This is a genomic window from Mangrovimonas sp. YM274 (assembly GCF_030908385.1).
Lineage (GTDB): Bacteria > Bacteroidota > Bacteroidia > Flavobacteriales > Flavobacteriaceae > Mangrovimonas_A.
This window is the reverse complement of the sequence record NZ_CP133091.1, coordinates 222,978-248,717: the sequence shown is the minus strand read 5'-3', so window position 1 is coordinate 248,717 and position 25,740 is coordinate 222,978. Positions and strand designations below refer to the sequence as shown.

The 25,740-nt window shown below is 39.2% G+C and carries 21 protein-coding genes and 1 tRNA gene; 13 read left to right on the top strand and 9 right to left on the bottom strand.

The window, feature by feature from the left end; all coding sequences use genetic code 11:
* Positions 1–121: 121 nt before the first annotated feature.
* A complete protein-coding gene (locus tag RBH95_RS01160) occupies positions 122–493 on the bottom strand; it encodes a putative signal transducing protein (RefSeq protein ID WP_307900908.1) in 372 nt (123 codons plus the stop codon).
* 237 nt (positions 494–730) lie between these two features.
* Here RBH95_RS01160 and RBH95_RS01155 point away from each other — a divergent pair, with 237 nt between their 5' ends.
* Together RBH95_RS01155 and RBH95_RS01150 are read left to right on the top strand one after the other, a co-directional pair.
* Entirely contained in the window at positions 731–1,600 is an 870-nt protein-coding gene (locus RBH95_RS01155; RefSeq protein ID WP_307900907.1) for an amidohydrolase family protein, read from the top strand.
* A gap of 10 nt (positions 1,601–1,610) precedes the next feature.
* Entirely contained in the window at positions 1,611–2,663 is a 1,053-nt protein-coding gene (locus RBH95_RS01150) for a DUF3500 domain-containing protein (RefSeq protein WP_307900906.1), read from the top strand.
* A 98-nt stretch (positions 2,664–2,761) separates the two neighbouring features.
* Here the strand turns inward: RBH95_RS01150 and RBH95_RS01145 are convergent, their stop codons facing one another.
* The 4 genes from RBH95_RS01145 to mce form a co-directional block, all read right to left on the bottom strand.
* The gene (locus RBH95_RS01145) at positions 2,762–5,443 is read right to left on the bottom strand and encodes a M4 family metallopeptidase (RefSeq protein WP_307900905.1); all 2,682 of its coding nucleotides are present in this window, start codon (positions 5,441–5,443) and stop codon (positions 2,762–2,764) included.
* Positions 5,427–5,837 (bottom strand): hypothetical protein, encoded by a 411-nt coding sequence (locus RBH95_RS01140; RefSeq protein ID WP_307900904.1) that lies wholly within the window; start codon positions 5,835–5,837, stop codon positions 5,427–5,429. Before RBH95_RS01140 ends, RBH95_RS01145 begins: the two co-directional genes overlap by 17 nt.
* Positions 5,838–6,275: 438 nt before the next feature.
* Positions 6,276–6,349: transfer RNA gene (locus RBH95_RS01135), tRNA-Ile, on the bottom strand.
* Positions 6,350–6,405: 56 nt separating this feature from the next.
* Complete coding sequence (gene mce / locus RBH95_RS01130; RefSeq protein ID WP_307900903.1) at positions 6,406–6,807, bottom strand: methylmalonyl-CoA epimerase; 402 nt, start codon at positions 6,805–6,807, stop codon at positions 6,406–6,408.
* Positions 6,808–6,919: 112 nt separating this feature from the next.
* On the opposite strand from mce, the gene rbfA reads away from it, so the two are divergent.
* Positions 6,920–7,315 (top strand): 30S ribosome-binding factor RbfA, encoded by a 396-nt coding sequence (rbfA, locus tag RBH95_RS01125; RefSeq protein WP_307900902.1) that lies wholly within the window; start codon positions 6,920–6,922, stop codon positions 7,313–7,315.
* Between the two features lie 81 nt (positions 7,316–7,396).
* Complete coding sequence (locus RBH95_RS01120) at positions 7,397–8,608, top strand: ABC transporter permease (protein WP_307900901.1); 1,212 nt, start codon at positions 7,397–7,399, stop codon at positions 8,606–8,608.
* Here the strand turns inward: RBH95_RS01120 and dusB are convergent.
* Together dusB and RBH95_RS01110 are read right to left on the bottom strand one after the other, a co-directional pair.
* Positions 8,589–9,581, bottom strand: coding sequence for a tRNA dihydrouridine synthase DusB (dusB, locus tag RBH95_RS01115; RefSeq protein WP_307900900.1), 993 nt, complete (start codon positions 9,579–9,581; stop codon positions 8,589–8,591). The two genes, RBH95_RS01120 and dusB, sit on opposite strands and share 20 nt — an antisense overlap.
* Positions 9,582–9,678: 97 nt before the next feature.
* On the bottom strand, positions 9,679–12,096 hold the full coding sequence (locus RBH95_RS01110; RefSeq protein ID WP_307900899.1) for a TonB-dependent receptor domain-containing protein: 2,418 nt from the start codon (positions 12,094–12,096) through the stop codon (positions 9,679–9,681).
* 157 nt (positions 12,097–12,253) lie between these two features.
* Between RBH95_RS01110 and lepA the strand changes: the two genes are divergently transcribed.
* Positions 12,254–14,050: a translation elongation factor 4 gene (gene lepA, locus RBH95_RS01105; RefSeq protein ID WP_307900898.1), complete on the top strand. Its 1,797-nt coding sequence runs from the start codon at positions 12,254–12,256 to the stop codon at positions 14,048–14,050.
* Between the two features lie 175 nt (positions 14,051–14,225).
* Positions 14,226–14,414, top strand: coding sequence for a hypothetical protein (locus RBH95_RS01100; protein WP_307900897.1), 189 nt, complete (start codon positions 14,226–14,228; stop codon positions 14,412–14,414).
* A 186-nt stretch (positions 14,415–14,600) separates the two neighbouring features.
* Here the strand turns inward: RBH95_RS01100 and RBH95_RS01095 are convergent, their stop codons facing one another.
* Both RBH95_RS01095 and RBH95_RS01090 read right to left on the bottom strand, forming a co-directional pair.
* Positions 14,601–14,960: a hypothetical protein gene (locus RBH95_RS01095; RefSeq protein ID WP_307900896.1), complete on the bottom strand. Its 360-nt coding sequence runs from the start codon at positions 14,958–14,960 to the stop codon at positions 14,601–14,603.
* 719 nt (positions 14,961–15,679) lie between these two features.
* On the bottom strand, positions 15,680–17,521 hold the full coding sequence (locus tag RBH95_RS01090) for a sodium:proton antiporter (protein WP_307900895.1): 1,842 nt from the start codon (positions 17,519–17,521) through the stop codon (positions 15,680–15,682).
* 113 nt (positions 17,522–17,634) lie between these two features.
* On the opposite strand from RBH95_RS01090, the gene RBH95_RS01085 reads away from it, so the two are divergent.
* The 7 genes from RBH95_RS01085 to rnpA all read left to right on the top strand — a co-directional run bounded on the left by RBH95_RS01085 (position 17,635) and on the right by rnpA (position 25,732).
* The gene (locus tag RBH95_RS01085; RefSeq protein ID WP_307900894.1) at positions 17,635–18,483 is read left to right on the top strand and encodes a universal stress protein; all 849 of its coding nucleotides are present in this window, start codon (positions 17,635–17,637) and stop codon (positions 18,481–18,483) included.
* A complete protein-coding gene (locus RBH95_RS01080; RefSeq protein ID WP_307900893.1) occupies positions 18,480–20,669 on the top strand; it encodes a SulP family inorganic anion transporter in 2,190 nt (729 codons plus the stop codon). Before RBH95_RS01085 ends, RBH95_RS01080 begins: the two co-directional genes overlap by 4 nt.
* Positions 20,670–20,750: 81 nt before the next feature.
* Positions 20,751–21,608: an MBL fold metallo-hydrolase gene (locus tag RBH95_RS01075; RefSeq protein WP_307900892.1), complete on the top strand. Its 858-nt coding sequence runs from the start codon at positions 20,751–20,753 to the stop codon at positions 21,606–21,608.
* A 3-nt stretch (positions 21,609–21,611) separates the two neighbouring features.
* Complete coding sequence (locus RBH95_RS01070) at positions 21,612–23,210, top strand: S8 family peptidase (RefSeq protein WP_307900891.1); 1,599 nt, start codon at positions 21,612–21,614, stop codon at positions 23,208–23,210.
* 127 nt (positions 23,211–23,337) lie between these two features.
* Positions 23,338–24,744 carry a nicotinate phosphoribosyltransferase gene (locus RBH95_RS01065; RefSeq protein ID WP_307900890.1) on the top strand — a complete coding sequence of 469 codons (1,407 nt, stop codon included), beginning with the start codon at positions 23,338–23,340 and terminating at the stop codon, positions 24,742–24,744.
* A gap of 3 nt (positions 24,745–24,747) precedes the next feature.
* On the top strand, positions 24,748–25,353 hold the full coding sequence (pncA, locus tag RBH95_RS01060; RefSeq protein ID WP_307900889.1) for a bifunctional nicotinamidase/pyrazinamidase: 606 nt from the start codon (positions 24,748–24,750) through the stop codon (positions 25,351–25,353).
* Between the two features lies 1 nt (position 25,354).
* Complete coding sequence (gene rnpA, locus RBH95_RS01055) at positions 25,355–25,732, top strand: ribonuclease P protein component (RefSeq protein ID WP_053976556.1); 378 nt, start codon at positions 25,355–25,357, stop codon at positions 25,730–25,732.
* Positions 25,733–25,740: the final 8 nt, after the last annotated feature.

The window sequence follows — 25,740 nt, the reverse complement described above, 5'->3', positions numbered from 1 at the left end:
CCTTCTTTTTTAATAGTAAAGGAAAGCCCAACAAAAGAAATGAAATGGCAAAGGCTTTTCTTGAGAAGTAAGGTTTTGAAACATCCTTACCCTTGCAATACGGACAAACAACCTCAACCATCTATTGTTGGCTGATTAAGTAGTACAACAGCCATACCACAACAGCAAGTCCCAAACTAAACATTACCGAAATGATAATTTTTAAAAGCCTAGCATATTGTTGCCGTTTTAAACGCTGCTCGTTACTCAGCTCCTCATTTTGGGTCACAAAATTCTCATAACCCGAATCTATGAGGATATCAATCGCCTCTTGAGCCCGAGCATCAGGCACCTCCAATTTTATGCCTCCAATGGCATTGGAATAGAAATTGTGCACCTGTACGGTAAGTTCATCCTTAACAAGATAGGGAATATTGTTGGCCTCTAGCAATGTCTTGGCCACAGTCAACTCCGAAGGATAGGCAAAAGTGGCAATAAGGGTATAGTTGGTCATAAAATAGTGCCGGTATGGTTGATTGTAATTTCTTTTATAAGTAAAACACTTACATCCTAATATGCAAATAAAATATATAGAAACCCTTAGACATCCCAAAAACGGCCACAAACCACCCCCACTTCGAAGGGGGACCAAGGGTAACACAAACCCACACAAACACCTAACAAACAATCGCTTAATTAAAAAATAACTAACTTTAAATAGGCCAGCATTCTAAAATCAAATGTCTTAGTCATGAAAAAACGGTTACTCCTCCTATTTGCAATCCCCTCCCTACTATTTGCCCAAGACGGAACCAACCCCATCATTGATGTACACCTCCACGGCTACACAGAAAGCAGCTACCGGCCAATACCGGGAGCACCAACCTCCTACGAGGATTTCAAAACTGGAATTAGAGAACAGTTCAAAAAATTCAATATTGTATATGCCATCAAAAGTGGCGGTCAGTACGATACCGACATGGAAGAAAAAATGTTGAATGGCTACGAATCCAACAATTACCCAAAGTTTGACACCATACAATTCAAAAAACAAATCGACGAAGGCAAAATTCAGGTGTGGGGTGAGTTTCTACCAATGTTCAACGGACTAAAAATTACAGACCCAAAATTTGCACCCTATCTAAAAATCTGCGAACGCGAGGGCATCCCCATAGCACTGCATACCGGAGCAGGCCCACCTGGGATTTCCAACAGATATAAAAAATTCAGACTGAGTCTATGCGACCCCTTTCTCGCGGAAGAGGTTTTGATCAATTACCCAAAACTAAAACTCTATTTAATGCATTCTGGCGGCGTATTTTATGACAAAGCACTAGCCTTAATGGAAATGTACCCCCAACTCTATTGTGGTCTTGGAGCTTTACTCTGGATTGAAAACCACCCCTCAGGTCTCTATGCCGAAGAATTCCTTCGAAAAGCAAAAAAAGGAGGGCTCGTGGATAGGGTAATGTTCGGTTCCGATGCCATGTATTGGCCTCAAAACATTGAAAAAAGTGTCAAAAAACTGGACAGCTTTGAGTTTTTGAATGAAGAGGATAAACGTAAAATATTCTATGAAAATGCGCTTACCTTTTTCGAACTGGATCCTGTTAACAACTAAACAACCTAAAATGAAAACCGTTTTAAACATGATGGTGGCACTATGTGTGGCAATAGGCTATTCTCAAACGTCTCAAGAAATAACAGTCGCCACTAACGAATTCATCGAAACCTTAAGCACAGAAAACAAAGCAGAAATTCTACTTCAATTTAACGACTCATTGCGCACCAAATGGACCAACTTGCCTGTGGGATTGGCCAAACGGCCCGGATTAAAATATGGCGAGCTCTCTGATAATGCAAAAATCAAATTCCATGAACTCCTAATTACTATTTTCAGTTCCCAAGGCTATTTAAAAACTACCAGCGTCATGCAACTGGACGACATGCTTAACACAAGTATAGATGAAGCCGTAAAGCGTAAACTGATAAAACCCGAAATGGCACCTAAAATTAGGGATCTGCAATGGGATTATAACAACTATTATATTTCCATCTGGGGAACCCCAAGTACAGAAACACCTTGGAGCTTAAAATTTGAAGGCCATCATTTGTCAATCAATATGACAATAGCTAGTAAAAATGTTTCCTTTACTCCCATGTTTATTGGGGCAGACCCAGCTTTGATACCCTACACCAAACACGTTGGTCTAAGAGTACTGAGCAAAGAAGAGGATTACGGCATAAAACTTATTAACAGCCTTAATGAATCACAACAGCAAAGAGCTACCTTAAGTCAAGACGTCCCAAAAGATATTATTACAAATCCCAACAATCCTCACAGGATTACAACCTACTACGGCATTCAGGGCATAGACTTAAATTCCAATCAAAAAGAAATCCTAATCCAATTAATTAAAGAATACATTAACAACCTTGAAACCCAAAAGGCCTCTGAATTTCTATCAACAATAGAAACATCCGGAATCGACAATATTTACTTTGCCTGGATTGGCAGCTACCAAAGCAAATCTTCTCATTATTACATTATCAATGGCCCAGATTTCATCATCGAATACGATAACCAAAACAAAGGGAACCACATCCATACCATTTGGAGAGATAAGGCCAACGACTTTGGAGAAGACCTATTAAAAACCCATCATTTAAACCATAAACACTAAATCCCTCCCCCTTTGAAGGGGGACTAAGGGGGGGATGTAAAAACAAAAAACAGGGCCTCAAAGCCCTGTTTTCTCATATAAAAGAATAGGTGTTAAAATTATTTGATAATCAATTTTCCAACAGATACCCGATCCCCAAACCTATAGCTCAAGAAATAAGTCCCCGATGACAAAGCACTGCCACCAACAGTAGTCACCCCTCTCCTAAGCGGAATAGAAGTCAACACCTTTTGACCCAAAATATTTAAAATATCCAAGCGTCCTTCTTCCTCTAGGTTAGAGGCTACCGTAAACGCTCCAGTCGACGGATTAGGATATACTTTTAAATGATGGGCAATACTGTTGTCGTCCACACCCAAAGCCTCCCCGGTACTGGTATAGCTGGCCTCCCAGCCACCGGCGGTAATATATATATCCGATGCAAACTTCACGGTCATGGTACCATTGCCCTCAGAGGTCACAATAGCTTCTTCTGGAAGCGTACTTCCAGAAAACACTTCTAAAAGCGGATAACTATCATCTGGCCCATCATATACATACACAAAATCATAATCAAATTCTGTATGAAAAGCAGTAAAATTTAAGCTAATCTGTTCGGCTCCCGGAGGCGCAATCACCCACACGCAATTGGCATTATTGCCATAGTCATCCGTGCCGCTTCCGTCACTAAAAGTACCACTAGGCTCCGTTAAAGTAATAGTACCATAACAACTAGGTCCAATATCAGGCCCAACACCAACAGCGTACCAAGCGTCCTCAACAGCGGTATATTCCAACGAAGGATTGCCATACAAATCTTCGGCCGCCTGCAAAGATCCTAGATAAGCATCAAAATGGGTAGCCCCCTCGGTTAAATAGGTAGTTAAGTTTCTGTAGGCTATCTGCCTGGCTTTGTCCAGTCCTATGGCACTTACGTCATAAGCATCGTTAAGATCGTTGGTTCCCGTACCGCCTTCGGCCAATAAATAGAACCAATAATTTTGAACACCACTATTGGTATGAACTCCACCGTTATCCTGTCCAGAAGCCGGATCTACCCAATACGTTCCATTATAAGTATCGGGCTGCATCCCCGCATTGGGATTAGACATCGAGCGCAAAAACGGAGCGCCAACCCTAACCTCTTCACCAATTAACCAATCGGCATTTACATCAGAATAAAACTCTGTACAAGCACCAAAAATATCTGCAAAAGATTCGTTAAGGGCACCAGCCTCTCCCAGATACATCAAGCCGCCATTGCCATTATGGTCTACCACAATATGGGTAAATTCATGCCCTAAAACGTCCAACCCTACAACAGGGTTCATGTATTGCCCGTCACCCAAGCCATAAACCATAATATTATAAGGCTGTCCAAGCGCAAAGGCATTATTGGGCATACCTGCCGAAGTGCCAAAAATATCATCTAAAAGACTTGCCTGCGGACCAACATATTGCTTTATGGTACTTCCTAAACCGTCAAAACTCTGTCTATCAAATACGTTATAATAAAAATCATAGGTTTGTTCCATTCCCCAGTGTGCATCAACCTCTGGAAGCCCAGAAGTTTCTATTAGGTAATCACCATTATTGACACTATCAGCCCAAGAATGGGTTCCTGCAGAAATAGAGAGCGCATAGGTGCCACCAAGGTCATCCGCATTGCCCGCATCATAATCCCAAAGTTCCACCGTATAAGAAGCACTTGTTAAAGGAACATTCAAATTTTCAAGGAGTAGCGAAGAACCACTGTCAACAAAATAATCCGATTCATAAACGACCTCTCCATCAGCATCCTTAACAATAAGGTAGAAATCTTGCGAAAGGTCTACCCCGCCATCAGTCCACCAATCGTTACCGGCCGTTATAATTGAAAAATCCTTAAGCTCAGGCACACCTTCAAAACTTGTAGTACTGCTGGTAAAATCAGTCGTTCCCGTTAGCCCATTAATGCTCATTCCAGTAGCAGTCGAGGCATCATACGTTTCAATCTGTCTACCCGCTTCCCTTAAGCGGTAGGTATCCGCATCACTATCACAGGTAATGTCCTGCAGACCGCTGTAATAGGTTTGGCCCGTACCTGGGGTATCTGCATGGGCAATTAAATCTTCCTTATACAAAACCTCGCCCGAGACACCATCTATAAACACGTGGCACATCACAAGAGGCGAAAACGAATCTACGCGCACCTTATAGGAGACTTTGGAAATATGTCCTTCTTCAGAAATCACTTGTGTCACTACAGTTTCCACCGGATAGGTGTTGATAACCTCAGTGACCTGCAAGTACGCCTTCGCTGTAGTAACGGCAGCATCTTTTGAAATAGAAGTGGCAACATCCAATTCCAAATCGGTCGCTACTTGTCCATTCACCAAGTACACCCTGCCACCTTTGGTATGCACCATGACAACCTTCCCTTCCACAGGGACGCCTTTGTAATATTGTTGGTAATTGGCATGGGTAGCCCCTAAAGCATCCGTTTTTTCAGCAATTTTCTGAAAGGAAACAGCATCGTTCAATCCTATATAAGATGCCAAGTTCATGCTCAGTTCCTCGCTGCTCATGTGCACCTCTTTAAAGTTTGAAAGCACCGACCCCTTATACACCTTCAGCAAGCCATGTCCTTTAGAAATGGATGAACCACTTGATAAGCTAGTATTTGGGGATGATTTGGAAACCACTTGGGTTTTAAAAGGATTGACAACATTTGGCAATCCCGTTTGTGGTAACTGCCCGTAGGAAACTGTTGCAAGTAAAGCTGCAGCAACCGCCAAACGAGACTTATTGGTCTTCTTCATAAATTAGGTTAGTTTCTAATAATAGTTGTTTATGTAGGTTAATAATATCCTTATGGATGCCTTCGGAATTTGCGCTCCAAACAATCCGATTGCTAGTACCTGAAGAGGTGATTTCTATAAAATTGTAAATATTTCCTGGATGCTTGAATTGGTATTGGGAGAAGTCCTTTGCTTGTTTAAAATACGCCAATGTTCTCTCTGCACACAACCGACCTATGGGCTCACCATTTTTACTAAGGGCACCGTTGGCATTTAAAGTGTAGCCAACTGTTTCACCAGTAAAACCACCCCCACTTCCAAAATGAATAACCTCAACACCAGTGTTTGCAATCCTATCAACAGATGAAGCACAATGACATAACAGAAGACATAAAAATACTGCCAGACCCCTCATTAATATTTTAAAGAATCCAACAATATATTAGCAATAAATACCATAAAATGTATCGTCATTTCTAAACTCTAACAGAAATTCCTGCTTTTACCGCAAAGAATATCCTACAAATCTAATTTAATTTTAGGCCCAACCAAAAAAGTCTACAATTAAAAAACCAAACGGAAACACAGCAACGAATTCAAAACCAAATTCACCCAAACAAATCATTCCAACGTAACAAGGAACCATCCTAAGGTCATCCTAAGGTCATCCTAAGGTCATCCTAAGGTCATCCTAAGGTCATCCTAAGGTCATCCTAAGGTCAAGTTCAGGCACTCTAGTCTAAAACCCAAACTACCACACAAAAAAATTAAAAAAATAACAAGGGTCAATACAGGGCAGAAAAAAAGCGCTGCAAATCTTATAATTCAACAGCGCTTCCATAAAGTATTTATGTGGTCCCACCTGGGCTCGAACCAGGGACTTTCTGATTATGAGTCAGATACTCTAACCAACTGAGTTATAGGACCTGAAATTGGAGTGCAATATTACTACTAATTTTATTATACTGCAAACCTTTTTTTAATTACTTGATGTCTTGACAAAGCTCCACCAATACACCATTTGTGGATTTGGGATGTAAAAATGCCACTAACTTGTTGTCTGCCCCTTTTTTAGGTATTGGATTTAAAATTGTAAAGCCTTCTTTAGTTAGTCGCGCAATTTCCTGTTCAATATCATCCACCGCAAAAGCGATATGGTGAATCCCCTCCCCCTTTTTTTCAATAAACTTGGCAATGGGGCTGTCTGGGTTACTCGCTTCCAACAGTTCTATCTTGTTGGGACCTGATTGGAAAAAGGAGGTCTTCACCCCTTCGCTTTCAACAGTTTCCTCTTTATACTTTGGTACACCCAATAAGGCTTCAAACAAAGGATTGGACACTTCCAAATCCTTAACGGCAATACCAATGTGTTCTATTTTATTCATTTTAAGTTTGTTTTCTATCTGTAGGTCAAATTTAATGGGACTAAAAATAAGATATTCCTCAAATATGCTCTATTTTTGCAGTGTATTTCCTAATTTATAAAACCTAAACACGTTGGAAGAGAGTCAAAGACAGAAAAAAATTGGAGGTGTTTTACAGGAAGATCTTGTAGACGTATTACAAGGCGCTGCCACAAAAGGCGGCCTTAGAGGCATTATTATTTCGGTAAGCAAGGTCAAGGTCACAACAGATTTATCCGTTGCCAAGGTATATTTAAGCATTTTCCCTAACGACAAAGGTCAGGCACTTTTGGAAGGTATTCGTTCCAACACACCATTGATTCGTCACGAATTGGCACAGCGCACCAAAAACCAATTACGCCGTATGCCTAATTTGGAATTCTTTATCGATGATTCTTTGGAATATATAGACCGTATTGAACAGTCCCTAAAAGGCGAAGACAACCCGATTGAAAATCCAGACCTTTTGGACAAACGCAAAAAATCATAATCATGACCACTCCACTCGGAGTGGTTTTTTCTTTAATACCCACTTTTCGGTTATGTTCTTTTTTCGCCTTAAATTACGGCCATGAATGTATCCCTTTACATTGCCAAACGCTACCTGTTTTCCAAAAGCAGTAATAATGCCATCAATATCATGACCCTTATTGCGGCCTCTGGTATTGTGATTGCATCAGCCGCCCTGTTTATTGTCCTTTCGGGATTTGCAGGTTTGAAAGATTTTAGTCTTCAGTTTACTTCCTATGTAGATCCAGACCTTAAATTGCTTCCTGCAAAAGGGAAATCCTTTCAATTTACTGAACAGGATTCTTTGGAACTTTCCACCATTGAAGGTGTAGCACTTTTTTCCGAAATCATAGAAGAACATGTCATTCTGGAATTCGATAACAAACGAAAATTGGCCACCCTAAAAGGTGTTGACGAACATTATACTCAAGTGACCCATATGGATTCTATGGTAGCATATGGATTTTGGTTTGAAAAAGGAACGGACCAAGTGGTTTGTGGATGGGGTATTTCCAGCAGTTTGTCTTTGGGTGTTTTGGATTATGCTAAACAACTTAAAATTTATGTGCCCAAACCAGGAACAGGTCAAATTACTTCTGTAAAAGGCGCTTTCAATTCTATAAATGCTGTGAATACAGGAGTTTTTCAAATCAATGAAGATTTAGACAATACCTATGTCTACTCCAACTTGGAAACCGCCAAATTTCTACTGAACTACAACGATAACCAAGTAAGCAGCATTGAGGTAAAACTACATCCAAATGCCAACGAAGCGCAGATAAGACAAGTTCTGAACGACACGTTTGGAGACCGTTTTATAATAAAAAATAGAACAGAGCTTAACGACTCACTCAACAAAATGCTCAACTCTGAAAACTTGTTTGTATACCTTGTCTTTACTTTGGTAATTGCTATTGCCCTGTTCAACGTTATAGGATCACTTATCATGATGATTTTGGACAAAAAGGAGTCCTTACACACCCTTTTTAATTTAGGGACGCCTACCAATGCCATAAAGCGTATTTTCTTCCTTCAGGGAAGTTTAATGACGGTTTTGGCAGGTATCACTGGAATTGTGATTGGATTTATTCTAGTGGTATTGCAACAGCAATTCAGTTTGGTCATGATTACCCCTTCATTACCCTACCCCGTAGTTATACAACCTATCAACTTTGTTGTGGTATTTGTAACGGTAGGACTTCTAGGAGTAGTCGCTTCCAAAATTGCTTCTAGAAGAATATCGAAAGCTTTAGTTAGACAAACTGGTAATTAGAAAACTGATCCAACACCTCATCAAACGCCTCGAATACATCCTTGGCATCATCACTGGTTACCATTTTAGTTCGGTATTCCTTGAAGTTTGGAATTCCTTTGAAGTAATTGGTATAGTGACGTCTGGTTTCAAAAACGCCTAACTTTTCACCTTTCCAATCGATGGCCATTTGCAGGTGACGTCTAGCCGCTTCCACACGCTCTTCCAAAGAAATAGGCGCTAAGTGCTCCCCCGTGTTGAAAAAGTACTTTACCTGTTTAAAAAACCATGGATTCCCAATGGTTGCACGACCAATCATACAGCCATCCAAACCGTAGCTATCACGCATTTCCATAGCGCGCTCAGGGGTATCTACATCGCCATTTCCAAAAACTGGAATGTGCATTCTCGGGTTGTTTTTAACCTCGGCAATTGGACGCCAGTCGGCATTACCCTTGTACATTTGAGCTCTTGTTCGTCCGTGGATTGAAATAGCCTTACAACCTACATCCTGAAGACGTTCTGCTACTTCTACAATCCTAATGGAATCATGGTCCCAACCTAATCTAGTCTTTACGGTAATGGGCAAATTGGTACGTTTCACCATTTCGGCAGTTAAGGTTTCCATCAAGCATACATCTTTCAATATTCCTGCCCCGGCACCTTTACTCACCACCTTCTTTACAGGACAACCAAAATTGATGTCAATCATATCCGGATTGGACTTTTCAACAATATCAATGGTTTTGAGCATACTGTCTAAATTGGCACCAAAAATCTGAATCCCAACAGGACGCTCCTTCTCATAAATATCCAGTTTCATGGTACTTTTAGCCGCATCGCGAATAAGCCCTTCACTCGAGATAAATTCCGTAAATACCACATCTGCCCCCTGCTCCTTGCACAGTGCACGGAACGGTGGATCACTTACATCTTCCATAGGTGCCAAAAGCAACGGAAAATCAGGAAGTTCTATATTGCCAATTTTTACCATAATAGCCTATTTTGGTGCAAAATTACATCTTTTTGACTAATCCGCTTCTATTCCAATAAAATAGTACTGTAGCAATGAATACGTGTTGCTGAAAATTTTAATTTTCCTGCGTGCCCAAACGGTCGAGTTCCTGAAGATCTTTACCGGTATCAGATTCAGAAGTCAGTGTGGTATTTCCAAAATTGTAGCGCAGCCCTACCTTTATAGTGCGACTGTCCACATCATTATAACGTGAATTGTACTGATTCAAAAATCTTGTGGCATCTTCCATATCCTGCATATTGAATAAGTCTTCAGCTGTTAGTGACAGTACTAATTTCTTTTTGCAAAGTGTTTTTGAAATGGATAAACTAGATACCAATCTATCTTCTACAATTCTAAAACCCTGCAAATTCTTACCCACCCAAATTAAATTGAGGTTGGCATTCAAACTTTTATCCTTTAAAAACTGCCAGTTATTACTCAACTCACTATAATTGGACCACTGATCTAAAATCACGGTATTACTTCCAAAAGTGGCTTCGTCTTGAACATTATAAAATGAGGTCACCGCATAAAGATACCAGCGTTCCGAAAGGTAAAAATTCACTACAAAGTCGAAACCAAACTCAACGGTTTTATCAAAATTAACCGGAGCATAGGTAAGAATGTTATTAGTGTTATCCTGAGTAGGTAATTCGTAAATATTGTTCTTGTTCACCTTGTAATAAGCCTCCACCGTATAGTTATCCAAAAAAGAGGCGCCAATAACGGCATGGTCTATAAAAACAGGCTGTAACTTGGGGTTGCCCACAACTACCGTATTATCGTTCAAATAAAGTTTAAAAGGATTCAAACTCTGGTAGTCAGGTCTGTCAATACTACGCTTGTAATTGGTATAAAGGCTTAAATTGTCTGAAGCCTTGAAATTGATACTTGTGGTTGGAAACCAGCTTAGATAGTCCTGTTTATTCGTTTCATTATTAGTGATAGAGATTCCCTTTAAATTAGTTTTCTCCACTCTCAAACCAAAATTCAAACTCCACAGCTCCCAATCATTTGAAAAATCGACATAGCCGGCATAAATGTATTCTCTGTAATCAAAAGCATCGGAATTATCGGGATTCAAGGTTTCCTCACCCTCAAAAACGTCAAATTGCGTAATATCACTATTGGTAGAAATGCTAGAAAACTTAAGTCCCGTCTCAAAACTTGACACTTCCGGAGCGCCTTTAGCATAATCCAATTGCGAAGTGAAAATATTGGTATTTTGATTACTATAAGTGTTATAGCTGGTGGCTTGCAAAAATTGATCGTTAGTATCATAATAATTGCTGTTCACACTTTGGTCACGAGCATAACCATAAGTTGTGTAATGCGCATTCCCCGAAAGCTGTTCTCCTTCCTCATTAAACAAATGCAAATAATCCAAATTAAACCCTAGATTATGCTTTTCATCAAAGGATAAATTATTAGCATCAAAATAATACATCAAGGATTCATTAGTGTCGAACACCTCACTGGTATTTTTGATGTTATATTCAAAATCTGGCATCCAAAGAGTATTGGCCGAAAGGCTTAAAGTACTTTGCTTGCTCAACATATAATCCAAATACACATCCAAGTTATGCGTTTTGGACCAAGTATTTCTATTCACCGAAGATTCCCAAATCTGGTTTACATTCTGATTGTTATCAAAGTAATTGATTTCCTCATCAGAATCTCTGTTGATTTTGTTTTGGGTATAACTGTAATTGGCAGATACATTCAACTTTTCAGTCTTAAAATAATGCCCCATTCCCCCGTTATATCTGGGAAATACCCCTTGCGTAAAATTACCAAACACATTGCCTTTATACCCCGTCACCAAGTTTTTTCCCATAATAATGTTAATTACCACTCCGCTTTCGGCATCGTACTTAGCGGATGGATTGGTAATAACCTCAACAGATTTTATAGAGGTCGCTGAAGCGCCTTCCAACAACTGGGTAAGCTCAGATGATGATAGGTTCACCTTACGGTTGTTGATATATACCGTAGGTGTCATACTTTTAACCATAATACTGTTATCTACCACTAGCACCCCCGGAGTACTTTGGATAACCTGAAGCATGTTTCCTTCGGTAAGGGCCGTACTCTCAACCTCAAACACCAATCGATCGGCTTCCTTTTTTACGGTAGGTTTTTTATAGGTAAGATTGATTTCCTCCAGGCTTTGTAAATCTTCCTGCATCACCATTACTCCCAAATCCAAATTGCTGCTCAAGTTTATCTCCTTGACTATTTCTTTATATCCAATAAACGAAACGGAAAGTATATATGCACCCATATCCAAATTTGTAATCTCAAAGTCACCACTATCATTGGTAGCACTTCCTTTTACAAACTCACCAGACCCATTGGTTTCAATCATGACGTTGGCATAGGAAATAGGGGCGTTGTTAGCATCCACAACTTTGCCCTTTATGAAGACTCCTTGCCCAAAACTTAATGATGTAACCAGAAAAAGTAGGTTGATTAAGGGTGTTAATTTCAAGTTAAATTAGCTTTAGGATATTGCAATATACTATTTGTTTTGAGATTACATTTATGGATTTCCGTTATTTTTAATGATTCTTTTGTTATAAATAATTCATCACAAAGCATAATAAATCAATTATATTTGCAGAATCTTATGTATGTAAGTACCAATTATGAAGCACATTAGAAATTTTTGCATTATTGCACATATAGACCACGGTAAGAGTACCTTAGCGGATCGTTTGTTGGATTTTACAGGCTCGGTAACAGAGCGTGAAAAACAGGATCAGTTATTGGACAACATGGATTTGGAGCGTGAGCGTGGTATCACTATTAAATCGCATGCCATTCAAATGGAATACATCCATGATGGCGAAACCTATATCCTGAATTTAATTGACACCCCTGGTCACGTGGATTTCTCCTACGAGGTTTCCCGCTCCATTGCCGCTTGTGAAGGGGCTTTGTTGATTGTAGATGCGGCTCAAAGCATTCAGGCACAAACCATCTCCAACCTCTATTTGGCTTTGGAAAATGATTTGGAAATCATCCCGGTATTGAACAAAGTAGATTTGCCTAGCGCCAATCCAGAAGAAGTAACCGATGATATTGTAGACCTTTTGGGTTGTGATCCTTCGGAAGTAATTCCTGCCAGTGCTAAAACTGGTTTGGGAATCCAAGATATTTTAACAGCCATTATTGAGCGTATCCCTTCCCCGAAAGGAAATGCAGACGAACCTTTACAAGCCTTGATTTTTGATTCTGTTTACAATCCGTTTAGAGGCGTGGAAACCTACTTTAGAGTAATTAACGGATCGATTAAAAAAGGACAGCAAATTAAGTTTATTGCTACTGGCAAAACCTATTTTGCCGATGAAGTAGGAACCCTAAAATTGAAACAACACCCGCAAAAAGAAATTAAGGCAGGAGATGTTGGTTATTTAATTACTGGTATCAAGGAAGCTAAAGAAGTCAAAGTAGGTGATACCATTACAGATGCCAAGGAACCTACCAAAAACGCCATTGGCGGTTTTGAGGATGTGAAGCCTATGGTATTTGCGGGGATTTATCCTGTAGACACTGAAGATTATGAAGAGTTGAGAGCCTCTATGGAAAAGCTCCAGCTTAACGATGCCTCCTTGGTATTTCAACCAGAAAGTTCGGCAGCACTAGGTTTTGGGTTTAGATGTGGATTCTTGGGCATGCTCCATCTGGAAATTATCCAAGAACGTTTGGAACGAGAGTTCGACATGACCGTAATTACTACGGTTCCTAACGTGTCCTACCACGCCTTTACCAATAAAAATCCAGATGAGGTTGTCATTGTAAACAACCCGTCGGACTTACCGGAACCTTCCACCTTGAACCGTGTGGAAGAACCGTATATAAAAGCTACCATCATTACCAAGGCTGACTTTGTTGGTAACGTAATGTCCCTTTGTATTGAAAAACGAGGACAGATTACTAATCAAACTTATTTAACACCGGAACGCGTAGAATTAAGTTTTGATATGCCATTGGCCGAAATTGTATTCGACTTTTACGATCGTTTAAAAACCGTGTCCAAGGGCTATGCCTCTTTCGACTACTCGCCTATAGGTATGCGCGCCTCTAAACTGGTGCGTGTGGACATTCTCTTGAACGCACAGACCGTAGATGCCTTATCAGCTCTTATACATGCTGATAACGCCTACCATATTGGTAAAAAGATGTGTGAGAAGCTTAAGGAATTGATTCCAAGACAACAGTTCGACATTCCTATCCAGGCAGCCATTGGTGCCAAGATCATTGCACGTGAAACCATTAAAGCCCTTAGAAAGGACGTTACCGCCAAATGTTACGGTGGGGATATTTCCCGTAAACGTAAATTATTGGAAAAACAGAAAAAAGGTAAGAAACGTATGCGCCAAGTAGGGAACGTAGAAATCCCTCAGCAAGCCTTTATGGCCGTTTTAAAACTTAACGATTAAGCTTGTACCTTACTCAGATATCAAAAGCCCTGTAATGTTTACAGGGCTTTTTGTTTTTGATGAATTTGGGCCTAGACACTTTGTAATATAGGTAGTAACCCAAATCATAATTATATTATTTTTATAAAATTTAGAAATCAAATAAATCTTCTTATTTCCAAAAAGTATATTTAACATGGTAGTTTTAATTTTAAAAACCATCATTATTCTCTTTTCAGTATTCTCAGGAATAAAAATGATGATTCTTTGGAACGAAAATAATACTCTATTTGATAATTATTTTATAAAAGGTTCAGAGTCATTTCCTTCAGCAGAAGAACAAAAAGAAATAGACAAATTTCAGTTATACAAAAAGTTTTTTTAGTTCGATCATTGTTCTTATAGTTTATGAAGTATTCTTTTAATTTCAACTAGACTCCTAACTGCAACATTTATTAAAAGATTTTCCTAGTTAATACCCAAACAGTCTTCCTAGAAGCCAATTAAATTCCCCTTTTTAAAGGAGTTGAGGGAGATATTTACTTTCTTAAATAAAAAAGCTAGTTAAAAACTAATGCTTTAAACTCCAATCAAAAGCATACTTTTTAACCATTATTACAACGACTAGTATGTTTAACACGGAAAGAGGTAGGCCTACCAACAATAATTTAGCTGCGTTTGTTGATGGTATTGTAAATTCACTTAACTCGGATAGTAATGACAAGAACATAAACATGCTCAATATTGCAAAAACCGTTGTAATTAGCAGGCCTGATAATTTATTTTTAAATACTATCTGCAAGATTAAAAGAACGGCCAGTAGTGCGGAAAAAGGATGAATTGATATTGGGGGTGTAAACCCAGCAAGAAGTACCAAAATGGTCAAGTAGTACTCAGGAAATTCTTGAAGTAAAAGTTTTAATTGATTCATTTTCTATAAGGTTGGTTTGTAATAGGTAACGTTACAACCTTATCTTTTATTTTGTTAATTAAATTGACCTAAAAAATATGCTCTTCCCAAAGCCTCACCGCTGTTCCATGGAAATTAATTCAATCATTTCCTACCTTCATTCTTTTCTAATAAAGGTTTCTAGGTCTATCTTATATTTTTGAATAACCTCCTTTATTTCCGCTATTTCAAACTCCATCTTTTTTAATTTGCGTCTATAATTGGAAAGATTCCCATAGCCCTCCTTTAAAATCAAAACTCCCAATGCATAAATTAAAAGAGTAAGTTTAAAGTGATAGAAACTCTCAATTTCTATAGTATGTTTAATAGTGAATTTCCCCCAAACATTACTAAAAATCCAATTGCAATAAAAACATAGAATTTGAAATGAACTGATTTTTTAGTGCCCTTCAGTACGTCAATGTCATTTAATATTTGAGCCGTATATTCTTTTGATATATTGTTGAACTTAATCTTAGGGCACGTATTTTCAAAAGTTGGTTTTTCATTAGTCAAACCACAGGTGATACCAATATCCAAATTCCTATTTGCATTTAAACATAGATTACAATGAGCGTATGTATGCATTTTATTTAAAATTCATATTCTATGCTTTCTAACGTTATCGATTTAATTACAAAACACTATCAATTAATTTGAATCAAGCTGTTTCTAAAACAAAAACTCTTCACGCTCAATATTTACGCTTTTCTTTTCTCTGCAACTACCCCTTCTGGCCTACCCAAATACACCAATTTATGGCCTTTCTCAACCTTAAATTCCTTATCTAGGCTACAAATAATATGCAATTCTCCAGTGAGGTCTTTGATGAAAAGTGGAATCATCTTCTGTTCGGAATTGAGATAATCAATCTTTTCTAAGTATTCCTTTTTGGATTTCAGTTCTATTTCATTGATAACTGGATAATCCCTTGCTACCTCACTAAAATTGATGTAATCATCCTTGATGGAGAAAATCATGTCCTTATCAATGGTATCTGGATGTTTGATTTCCTCGGAAGAAATCAATCTATAGGCTCCAGATTCGCCTAAATAGGCCTTAAATTTATTGATGGAATGACGGTTCACCTCATCACTCCCCGTAAAGGCCAACAGATAGCCAATATCGCTCAATTCGACATCATTGGACAGATCTTCGGAATACACATTGGCTTCCATGGCATCCAAATCCTTAGCGCGTGCTTTATCAATGTTTTCCTTGTTGCTATCAATCAACACCACATGACGTCCATTATCAATTAAATAACGCGCAATAATTCTTGAGGCTTCAGAGGCTCCCACAATTAAAATACCATCACTGGTTTTAAGGTATACTCCTACCCATTTGGCAAAGGACCTCGCTGTTGTAGCATTCAGCAGTACAGTTACCAATACGGTGGTAAACACCAAAGGCGTAATGTACTCGGCACCGGGCTCCCCTTTCAATACCAATTTAGTACCAAACAACGAAGCAATCCCCGCAGCAACAATACCTCGAGGTCCCACCCAACTTATAAAAAGCTTTTCATTGGTTTTTAATCTAGAATTGGTAGTACTTAAAAAGACTCCTATAGGTCGTAAAACAAATATGATTACCCCCATAAGAATAGCTGTTTTCCAATTGTAAACAGTGAGCAAGTCTTCAATGTTTACATTGGCTGACAACAATATAAAGAGTATAGAAATGAGCAGGACACTCAAGGACTCCTTAAAGTACAGCAGTTCCTTTAAATTTTGAAGCTTACTGTTTCCCAATACCATCCCCATTACCACAACGGCCAAAAGCCCCGATTCATGGGCAAATATATCAGACTCCACAAACACCAATAACACAACAGACAAAGCGGCTACATTCAATAAATAATGAGGAATTAACTTCTTATTAATTGCAAAATACAAGGCCAAAGCTGCCGTGGTTCCGAAGGAAAACCCAATGATGACAATCTTTCCAAATTCTATAAATGCCTGAGAAGTATACCCCGTATCATCACCAATACTAATAAACTCAAATACCAATACGGCTACCAAAGCACCAATAGGATCTATTAAAATACCTTCCCACTTCAACACCGCCGAGACATCCTTTTTAAGTGGAATATTCCTTAAAATTGGTGCTATTACCGTTGGTCCGGTTACAATAATCAAGGCCGAAAACAGAAAAGACATCTTCCAACTAAGATTGAATATAAAATGCGTAGCAATACCTCCCCCTATAAAGGTCACAGCAGCCCCCAAACTGATAAGTTTCATAATTACAGGGCCCACTTTAGATATTTCATTGCGCTTCAAGGTCAAGCCTCCTTCAAAAAGAATGACACCAATGGCCAGGGATACAAAACTATAAAGACTATCGCCAGGGAAGAGTCCTTTTTCGCCATTCCAAACCGGCTGTATCCACTTGGAACCGTCGGCAGAAATTAAGGTAGAAAAAGGCCCAACGAACAACCCAATTAAAATTAAGGGTAAAATAGCTGGAATTTTAAAACGCCATGCTACCCACTGCGCCAAAATTCCTAAAATTACAATGCCCGAAAGTTCAATCATATATTCAAATTTTTGTTAAAATAACAATAAAAGCTCCAACTTTCATCGCGAAATAGAAAATATTCAATTTTTTAAAAAAATACTATCTTGCCCTTTCAATACAAAACCATAGCTTGACTTTAAAGCCTTTTCATACCATTGGCATTGGCGTTGCCTTTTCTCCTAACCTCGTTTCCAATATTTATGAAGCGTCTCGCCTTGCTTTGTTTTTTGACTGCAAATTGCTCTTGATACATGTTGGGGAAGCTTCAGAAAAAAAAGAAAAAGAAATTGAAGAAGTCCTGCAGCCCTTTATAGCACAGCAACTCTCTTACCAAATGGTTTTTAAAAGTGGAGATCCTGTGGAAGTGATATTATCCGCAACAAAGACCTATAATATTGATCTTTTGATTATTGGTGCATTAAAACGTGAAAACCTTTTAAAGTACTATGTGGGTTCCATTGCCAGAAAAATCACCCGTAAAGCCAAGTGTTCCATTTTATTGCTCACAAAGCCCTCAGTACAGCGTGTGCCATGTCAACATATTGTAGTCAACGGATTGAAAGACCCTAGAACCCAAGAAGCCATTTCGGCAGCCTTTTTTGTGGCCAACAAATTAGGTTCCAACAAGATTACGGTCGTAGAAGAAATTACCAAACAACAGGTAGCGGTAAGTGTTGAAGACCATAGATCCCTTAGAAAAGCCAATATTGTTAAGGAACGTTTGGCACTAAGGGAAGACTCTAGGGTGAAAAAATTAATTGCTGAAATTCCTCAGGAATACCAAGATTCGGTGTTTGTAAAAACACAACCAATCTTTGGAAAACGCGGCTATTCCATTGGACATTATGCCGAAGTGGTCCGTGCTGATTTATTGGTAATGAATGCTCCTTTAAAAATGTCGTTTTGGGACCGCCTATTTCCGCACGACATTGAATACATTTTAACCGAATTACCAACCGATGTATTGATTGTCCAGTGAGCCCAAGGAAAAACAACATAAAAACCTTTTTTAGCCAACTCCCACGGAACATTTTTTCAGGATTTGTGGTTAGCCTTATTTCGCTTCCTTTGGGATTGGGACTGGCCATGGCCAGTGAAGCACCGCCCATAGCAGGCGTAATTACTGCCATAGTAAGTGGTCTTGTGGTATCTATCCTTGGAGGCAGTCATGTTACCATTACTGGGCCTGGTAACGGTATGGTGGGCGTTACACTGGTGGCCATTACGGCTTTAGGACTTAATGGTGCCTATGCGGCCGTAATCTGTTCTGGTTTGGTGATGATTGCTCTTGGCTTTTTTAAATTAGGCAAACTGTCGGACTTTTTTCCTTCCTCTGCCATTCAGGGGATGTTGGCTGCCATTGGACTTATTATTTTAGGCAAGCAATTCCACATTATGCTGGCTCACAAAATACAACGAACCGATGCCATGGATTACCTGATAGAAATTCCGGTAACCATCAATGACGCCCTTCATTATGAAAGGAAAGGTTTGATTTTTGCCGCCATTATTGGTGTAGTGAGTTTAGTTATTATGGTTATTTACCCCAAACTGCGCAACAAATACCTGCAATTGATTCCCGCCCCAATGTGGATTGTTTTGCTCTCCATTGGCTTCAGTTACTATTTTGAATTGGTGCTGCATGAAGACAACCCAATCAGTAAAAGCTATATGGTTTCGGGCATTCCTCATTTTAACGAAATCATTACCCAAATACCAACAGTAGATTTTAGCCAAATGGGAAGTATCCCTTTTTGGTCCAGTGTTTTGGCCCTAACATTAATTGCGAGCATTGAATCTTTATTGAGTATTAAAGCTGTGGATAAATTGGATCCCGAAAACAGACGTTCCAACGTCAATAAAGATTTAAAAGCACTAGGGGTTGCCAGTATAGGCAGTGGTTTTTTGGGAGGCCTTAATGTTGTTACGGTAATTGCCAGAAGTTCAGTAAACGTCAACAATGGCGGCAGCAATACCTCATCCAACTTCTTTCATGCCTTCTTTTTGGTGATTTTTATCGTTTTGTTCAGTACCCAACTTACCCGTGTGCCATTACCGGCCCTTATGGCTATTTTGGTATTTACAGGGTATAAGTTGGCCTCTCCAACCGTGATCAGAAATATTGTTTTTATAGGAAAAGAACAGCTGATCATTTTCTTTGTAACCTTGTTTGTGACCCTTAAAATTGGCTTAATTACTGGGATTATTTCGGGAGTAATCACCACTTTGATTATTCACATTGTCATTAACAAAAGTTTCATGCTTTTTGTGAGAAACCTAATGAAACCAAACGTACTAATGTACAAAGAGGATAATGGCAATTATTATGTAAGTGTGAAACATTTCTGCAGTTTTTTAAACTACTATAAGCTGAAGGAAAAACTAGACGCTATTCCACCTCAATACGATGTTGTTGTGGACTTTTCCCTCTGCAATTTTGTAGACCATACGGTCATGGAAAACCTCAACGGTTACCAAGATATGTTTACTAAAAATGACGGGCATTTTGAAATTGTTGGTCTAGACACCTACAAAGCCGATTCTGAACATCCTTTAGCTTTACGAAGAAACCTTTCCGGTACGCGATTGTTTGGCCGCCATTTAACCAAACGCCAATCGCAGCTCCAAACCATTGCCGAGGATTTTTCATTGGGTTACAACCCCACCAAGTGTAAGGACACTTTATTCCTTAAGGACTTTTTATTCTTTAAAACCAAACAGATTAACCATATTTACAACCGTCTTTTTAACGATATCCACGCCATCAATCTCTTTGATATAGAGTTCTCAGAAGGTGAATTTATTGCCAAGGAAGTAGTGCGTACCACCATGTTACACATTGATCTTGAAAACGAAGTGCCTGTATTTACCTTGGATCGCGAAGGCTTTTTGGAAAAGGTATATGCCCTTGCAGGTTTTAAGGACATCCCCATTCAAGATCATGACGACTTTTCAAAACGCTTTTATTTGTTGGGTGAAGATGTAGAAGGCATTACGTCGTTCTTTAATGATGAATTGGTGCTCTTTTTTGAAAGCAATCCCTATTATCACATTGAGTCTAATGGTACAAGTTTGCTTATTTTCAGTAAGGAACGCTTGGCAAGTATCAAGGAGCTAAAGGCATTGTTGGACTTTGGCAAACGCCTTCAAAATACGATTGACTAGTCTTTTGGGCATTCTTAATATTCTCTAAACAATACCCAATAATCCTTCGGCTTTTCATAATTTGCATAAAAATATTTTGATATGAAACTCTACCCTATAGAATCAGGAAATTTTAAGCTTGACGGGGGCGCCATGTTTGGCGTAGTCCCTAAATCTCTATGGCAACGTACCAATCCTGCCGATGCCAACAACATGATAGACATTGCAGCACGCTGTATGTTGATTGAAGATGGCAATAGGCTTATATTGATTGACACGGGAATGGGCGACAAGCAAAGTGATAAGTTTTTTGGCTACTACTACATGTGGGGTGATGATACTATAGACAAATCTTTAGCTAAATATGGCTTCCATAGAGATGATATTACCGATGTGTTTATGACCCATTTGCACTTTGACCACTGTGGAGGAAGTATTCAATGGAATGCCGATAGAACAGGGTATGAGCCGGCTTTTAAAAACGCAACATTTTGGAGCAATGCCGATCATTGGCAATGGGCTACCAAACCCAATAGGAGGGAACAGGCATCCTTTTTGAAAGAGAACATCCTTCCAATGGAAGAAAGCGGACAATTAAAATTTACAGGGCTTCCAAAAGACTCTATTTTAAAAGATTCTCCCTTAGGTTTCGATATCTTTTTTGCCGATGGGCACACGGATAAACAAATGATCCCGATGATCCAGTACAAAGGGAATACCATTTGTTTTATGGCCGATTTATTACCTACCGTAGGCCATCTTCCATTACCATTTGTAATGGGTTACGACACCAGACCATTGTTGACCCTTGATGAAAAGGAACAGTTCTTGAACATGGCAGCCGATAATAATTATTATTTGTTTTTGGAACATGATGCCCACAATGAAATTATTACTGTTCAACACACCGAAAAAGGCGTTCGCTTAAAGGATGTCATACATTGCAACGATATCTTTTAGCCTATGAAATCCTTAAAATTTGTTTTGGCAACAGCCCTTATTGGCCCTTTTTTGGTTGGATGTGGGAGCGCTCGGGTAAGCGGTATTTCCATGGAAAAAATTACCCAACCCCACTATAAAACAACTCCATTAACAAAAAAGCAAGAACACCATTGGGCTCATTTAGACCTCTTGACGGACACCATACCTGGAATGAGTGTGGACAGAGCTTATGGGGAGATTCTTAAAACAAAACAAGGGAACACAACTCTAGTGGCTGTTATAGATTCGGGTATGGATATTGACCATGAGGATTTAAGTGCTGTCATTTGGACCAATCCCAATGAAATACCCAACAATGGAATAGATGACGATAACAATGGCTATGTAGATGATATCCACGGTTGGAACTTTTTAGGTGATGCCTACAACGAGCAATTTGAATATACCCGTATTTTGGCCAAAGGAGATACTAGCCATCCGCAGTATACCGAAGCCGAGCAGCAATACCAAAAGGAATTTAAAAAATACAGTGAGTATAAAAATATTTACGATAGAGTTACTGCTCAAGTAGTAATGGTAGATTATATTCTGTCTACCCATTTAAAGAAAAGTACCTATTCCAAAGCAGATATTGATACTATCAGTACCAACAATCCGTCAGTGTTAAATGCTATTGAATTTATGAAAATTTACACTGCCGATTATGACTCTATTTCTGAATTCAAGGAGGCCGTAGAAAAAGATATGATACTCATCAATGACCACTTGAACTACCATTTAAACAAGGACTTCCATGGAAGAACTACCGGCGATAACCCCGATGACCTTTCGGATGTAGGTTATGGCGACAACAATGTAAAACCACACGATCCGGAAGAAACCCACGGCACTCATGTGGCAGGGATCATAGCTGCGCAACGCAATAACCATATTGGAGTGGATGGGGTAGCCAATAATGTAAAACTTATGGCTATTCGCAGTACACCCAATGGCGATGAATACGATAAAGATGTAGCATTGGCCATTCGTTACGCTGTGGATAATGGTGCCAAGATTATCAACGGAAGTTTTGGTAAATACTATGCTACACACAGCGAATGGGTAAGCGATGCCATTCGATATGCTGCCCAGCATGATGTTCTTTTGGTAATTAGCGCAGGTAATGATGCCTATAATTTGGACGACACACCTTCTTATCCCAATGATATGGTAAACGGTAAAGAGATTTCGGATAATTTTTTGGTTGTAGGTGCCCTAACCCCAACGTATGGTACCAAAGTCGTCGCCGATTATTCTAACTATGGACAACACAATGTAGATGTCTTTGCTCCAGGTAGCGATATCTATTCTACCTACCCAAACAACACTTACAAAAGTGAAAATGGGACCTCTATGGCCGCTCCCGCTGTAACTGGAGTAGCAGCAATAATACGTTCACAATACCCTCATTTAAGTGCTTCAGAGGTTAAAAATATCATAATGAAATCGGGGGTATCCCTCCCCACCGAAGTACAGGTAGGGGATGATCCAACGCATATTAAAGCCTTTCAAAAATTGTCCAAATCAGGTAAAATTGTAAACGCCTACAATGCTCTTTTAATGGCATCAAAAATAAAATAACAAGAGCTTTATGAGGCTTGGGATTAAGGAGAATATCTAATATAATTTATTGTTATTCAACTAATTTAAAACTCACAGGAAGGATTTTTAGAAAACCTTCCGTATTTTTATAAGAAACTTAAATAGCATGAACTTGCAATCTGCTCTATATACCGATTTGTACCAACTGGCCATGGGGCAATCCTACTTCTTAAAACAGAAACACGAGGTGACTGCCACCTTTGATTATTTCTTTAGAAAGACGCCTTTTGAAGGCGGCTATGTATTGTTTTGTGGTTTGGAAGAAGTCTTAACACATTTAGAAACCTTTACCTTTTCTGAAGAGGATATTGCGTATTTGACTTCGGAAGGATTTGATAAGGGCTTTTTAGAATACTTAAAAACATTCAAATTTAAAGGCACTATCAAGAGCATGCCCGAGGGTACCATTGTGTTTCCGTTCATTCCCATTTTAACGGTGAGCGGTACTATTTTGGAGTGTCAACTTATAGAGACCTATCTGCTCAATACCTTGAACTTTCAATCCTTAATTGCTACCAAAGCCAGTAGAATAAGGCATATTGCAGGTGATTCCAAAAGTTTGGCCGAATTTGGTTTGCGGCGTGCCCAAGGCTTAGCGGGAATGCAGGCCAGTAGAGCAGCCTTTATTGGAGGGTTCGATCATACCTCCAATGTACTGGCGGGAAAAGCTTACAACATTCCTATTTCAGGAACCATGGCCCACGCCTTTATTCAAAGCTATGACGATGAGCTTACGGCCTTCCGTGATTTTGCCGAAACCAGACCACACAACTGCGTACTTCTGGTAGATACCTATAATACCTTAAAACAAGGGGTTCCCAATGCTATTACCGTAGCCAAAGAAATGGAAGCCAGGGGCGAAAAGCTATTAGGAATTCGTTTAGATAGTGGCGATTTGGCCTATTTATCAAAAGCCGCCCGAAAACAGTTGGATGATGCTGGATTGCCCTATGTGCAAATTGCTGCTTCCAACCAATTGGACGAACATGTGATACGAAGTTTAAAAGAACAACAGGCGCAAATAGATTTGTATGGTGTAGGTACTAATTTGGTAGTAGGGAAGGAGAGTGCTGCCTTGGACGGAGTTTACAAACTATGCAGTTTTAACAATACGCCCCGGATCAAGATTTCAGAGAATTTAAAGAAAATGAATTTTCCAGGAGAAAAGCAGGTTTACCGCTATTACAACGAAGACGATCAGCATATTGCCGATGCTATTACTTTAGAATCTTTGGAAGCCCCCAATACCATGGCACATCCTTTTGAACCCCATAAACAAATGGCACTATCTCCTTATAAAGCAGTTCCCTTACTTCAGGTTGTACTTAAAGATGGTAAACGTTTACACCCCGAACAATTACCTGTAGAATTGGCTAAAATTGCAAAAGAAAATCTAAAGAAACTCCCTATTGAGCACAAACGTTTTGCCTATCCACATATCTATAAAGTAGGATTGAGTCCCGAGTTGGAGGCTTTGAGAAATCAATTAAAAAAGGAAAAACTGAAACCTTAAGGCATGAAAGCGCTAATTTTAGTTGACATCCAAAATGATTTTCTACCTGGTGGTGCTTTGGCAGTTCCCGATGGCGATGCTATCATTCCTATCATCAATCCCATTCAATCTAAATTTGATTTGGTTGTAGCCTCACAGGATTGGCATCCACAAACCCATAAAAGCTTTGCTTCCAATCATGACAAAGCACAGGTACTTGATGTGATTGACTTAAATGGAAATTCGCAGGTATTATGGCCTGACCATTGTGTACAGGGCAGTGAAGGCGCCCAATTTTCGGAGGCACTTCACATGAATAAAGTGTCTGCTATTTTTAGGAAAGGTATGGATATAGAAGTTGATAGTTACAGTGCTTTTTATGATAACAACCATAGTAATGCTACAGGCTTAGAGCCCTATTTAAAAGGGAAGGGAATAAACGAAGTCTATGTGTGTGGATTGGCAGCCGATTATTGTGTGTATTATACCGCAAAAGATGCTAAATTAGCCGGTTTTAATACCTACTACCTTACAGATGCTATGCGCTATATAGATCAGACCAGCTATGAGGCTGCATTAACCGATTTAAAGGCGCATAAAGTTCATCTTGTAGAGACCTCAAATCTTTAGTATGAAATATACGTTTAACGCTTCAGAAAAACTTAAAAGCAAGATTGTCATTTCCCATTTGTTTGAAGAAGGCAAATCGGTATCGGCCTACCCATTAAAAATGATTTATTTGCCAACTCCCCATGCCGATGGCACTTTAATCAAGGCTGGGGTGTCCGTAAGCAAGCGACGATTCAAAAATGCCACCGATCGTAACCGTATAAAACGACTTATGCGAGAGGCCTATAGATTGAACAAACCAACTTTTTTTAACAACATAAGTGAGCCTTATGCGTTAATGATTTTGTACATTGGTAAAGATGGTACATCTTTTGAGCAAGTTGATAAAAAAATGAAGCAACTGCTAACCAAATTTACCCAAACAATTACGCTAGATTAAACGTTACT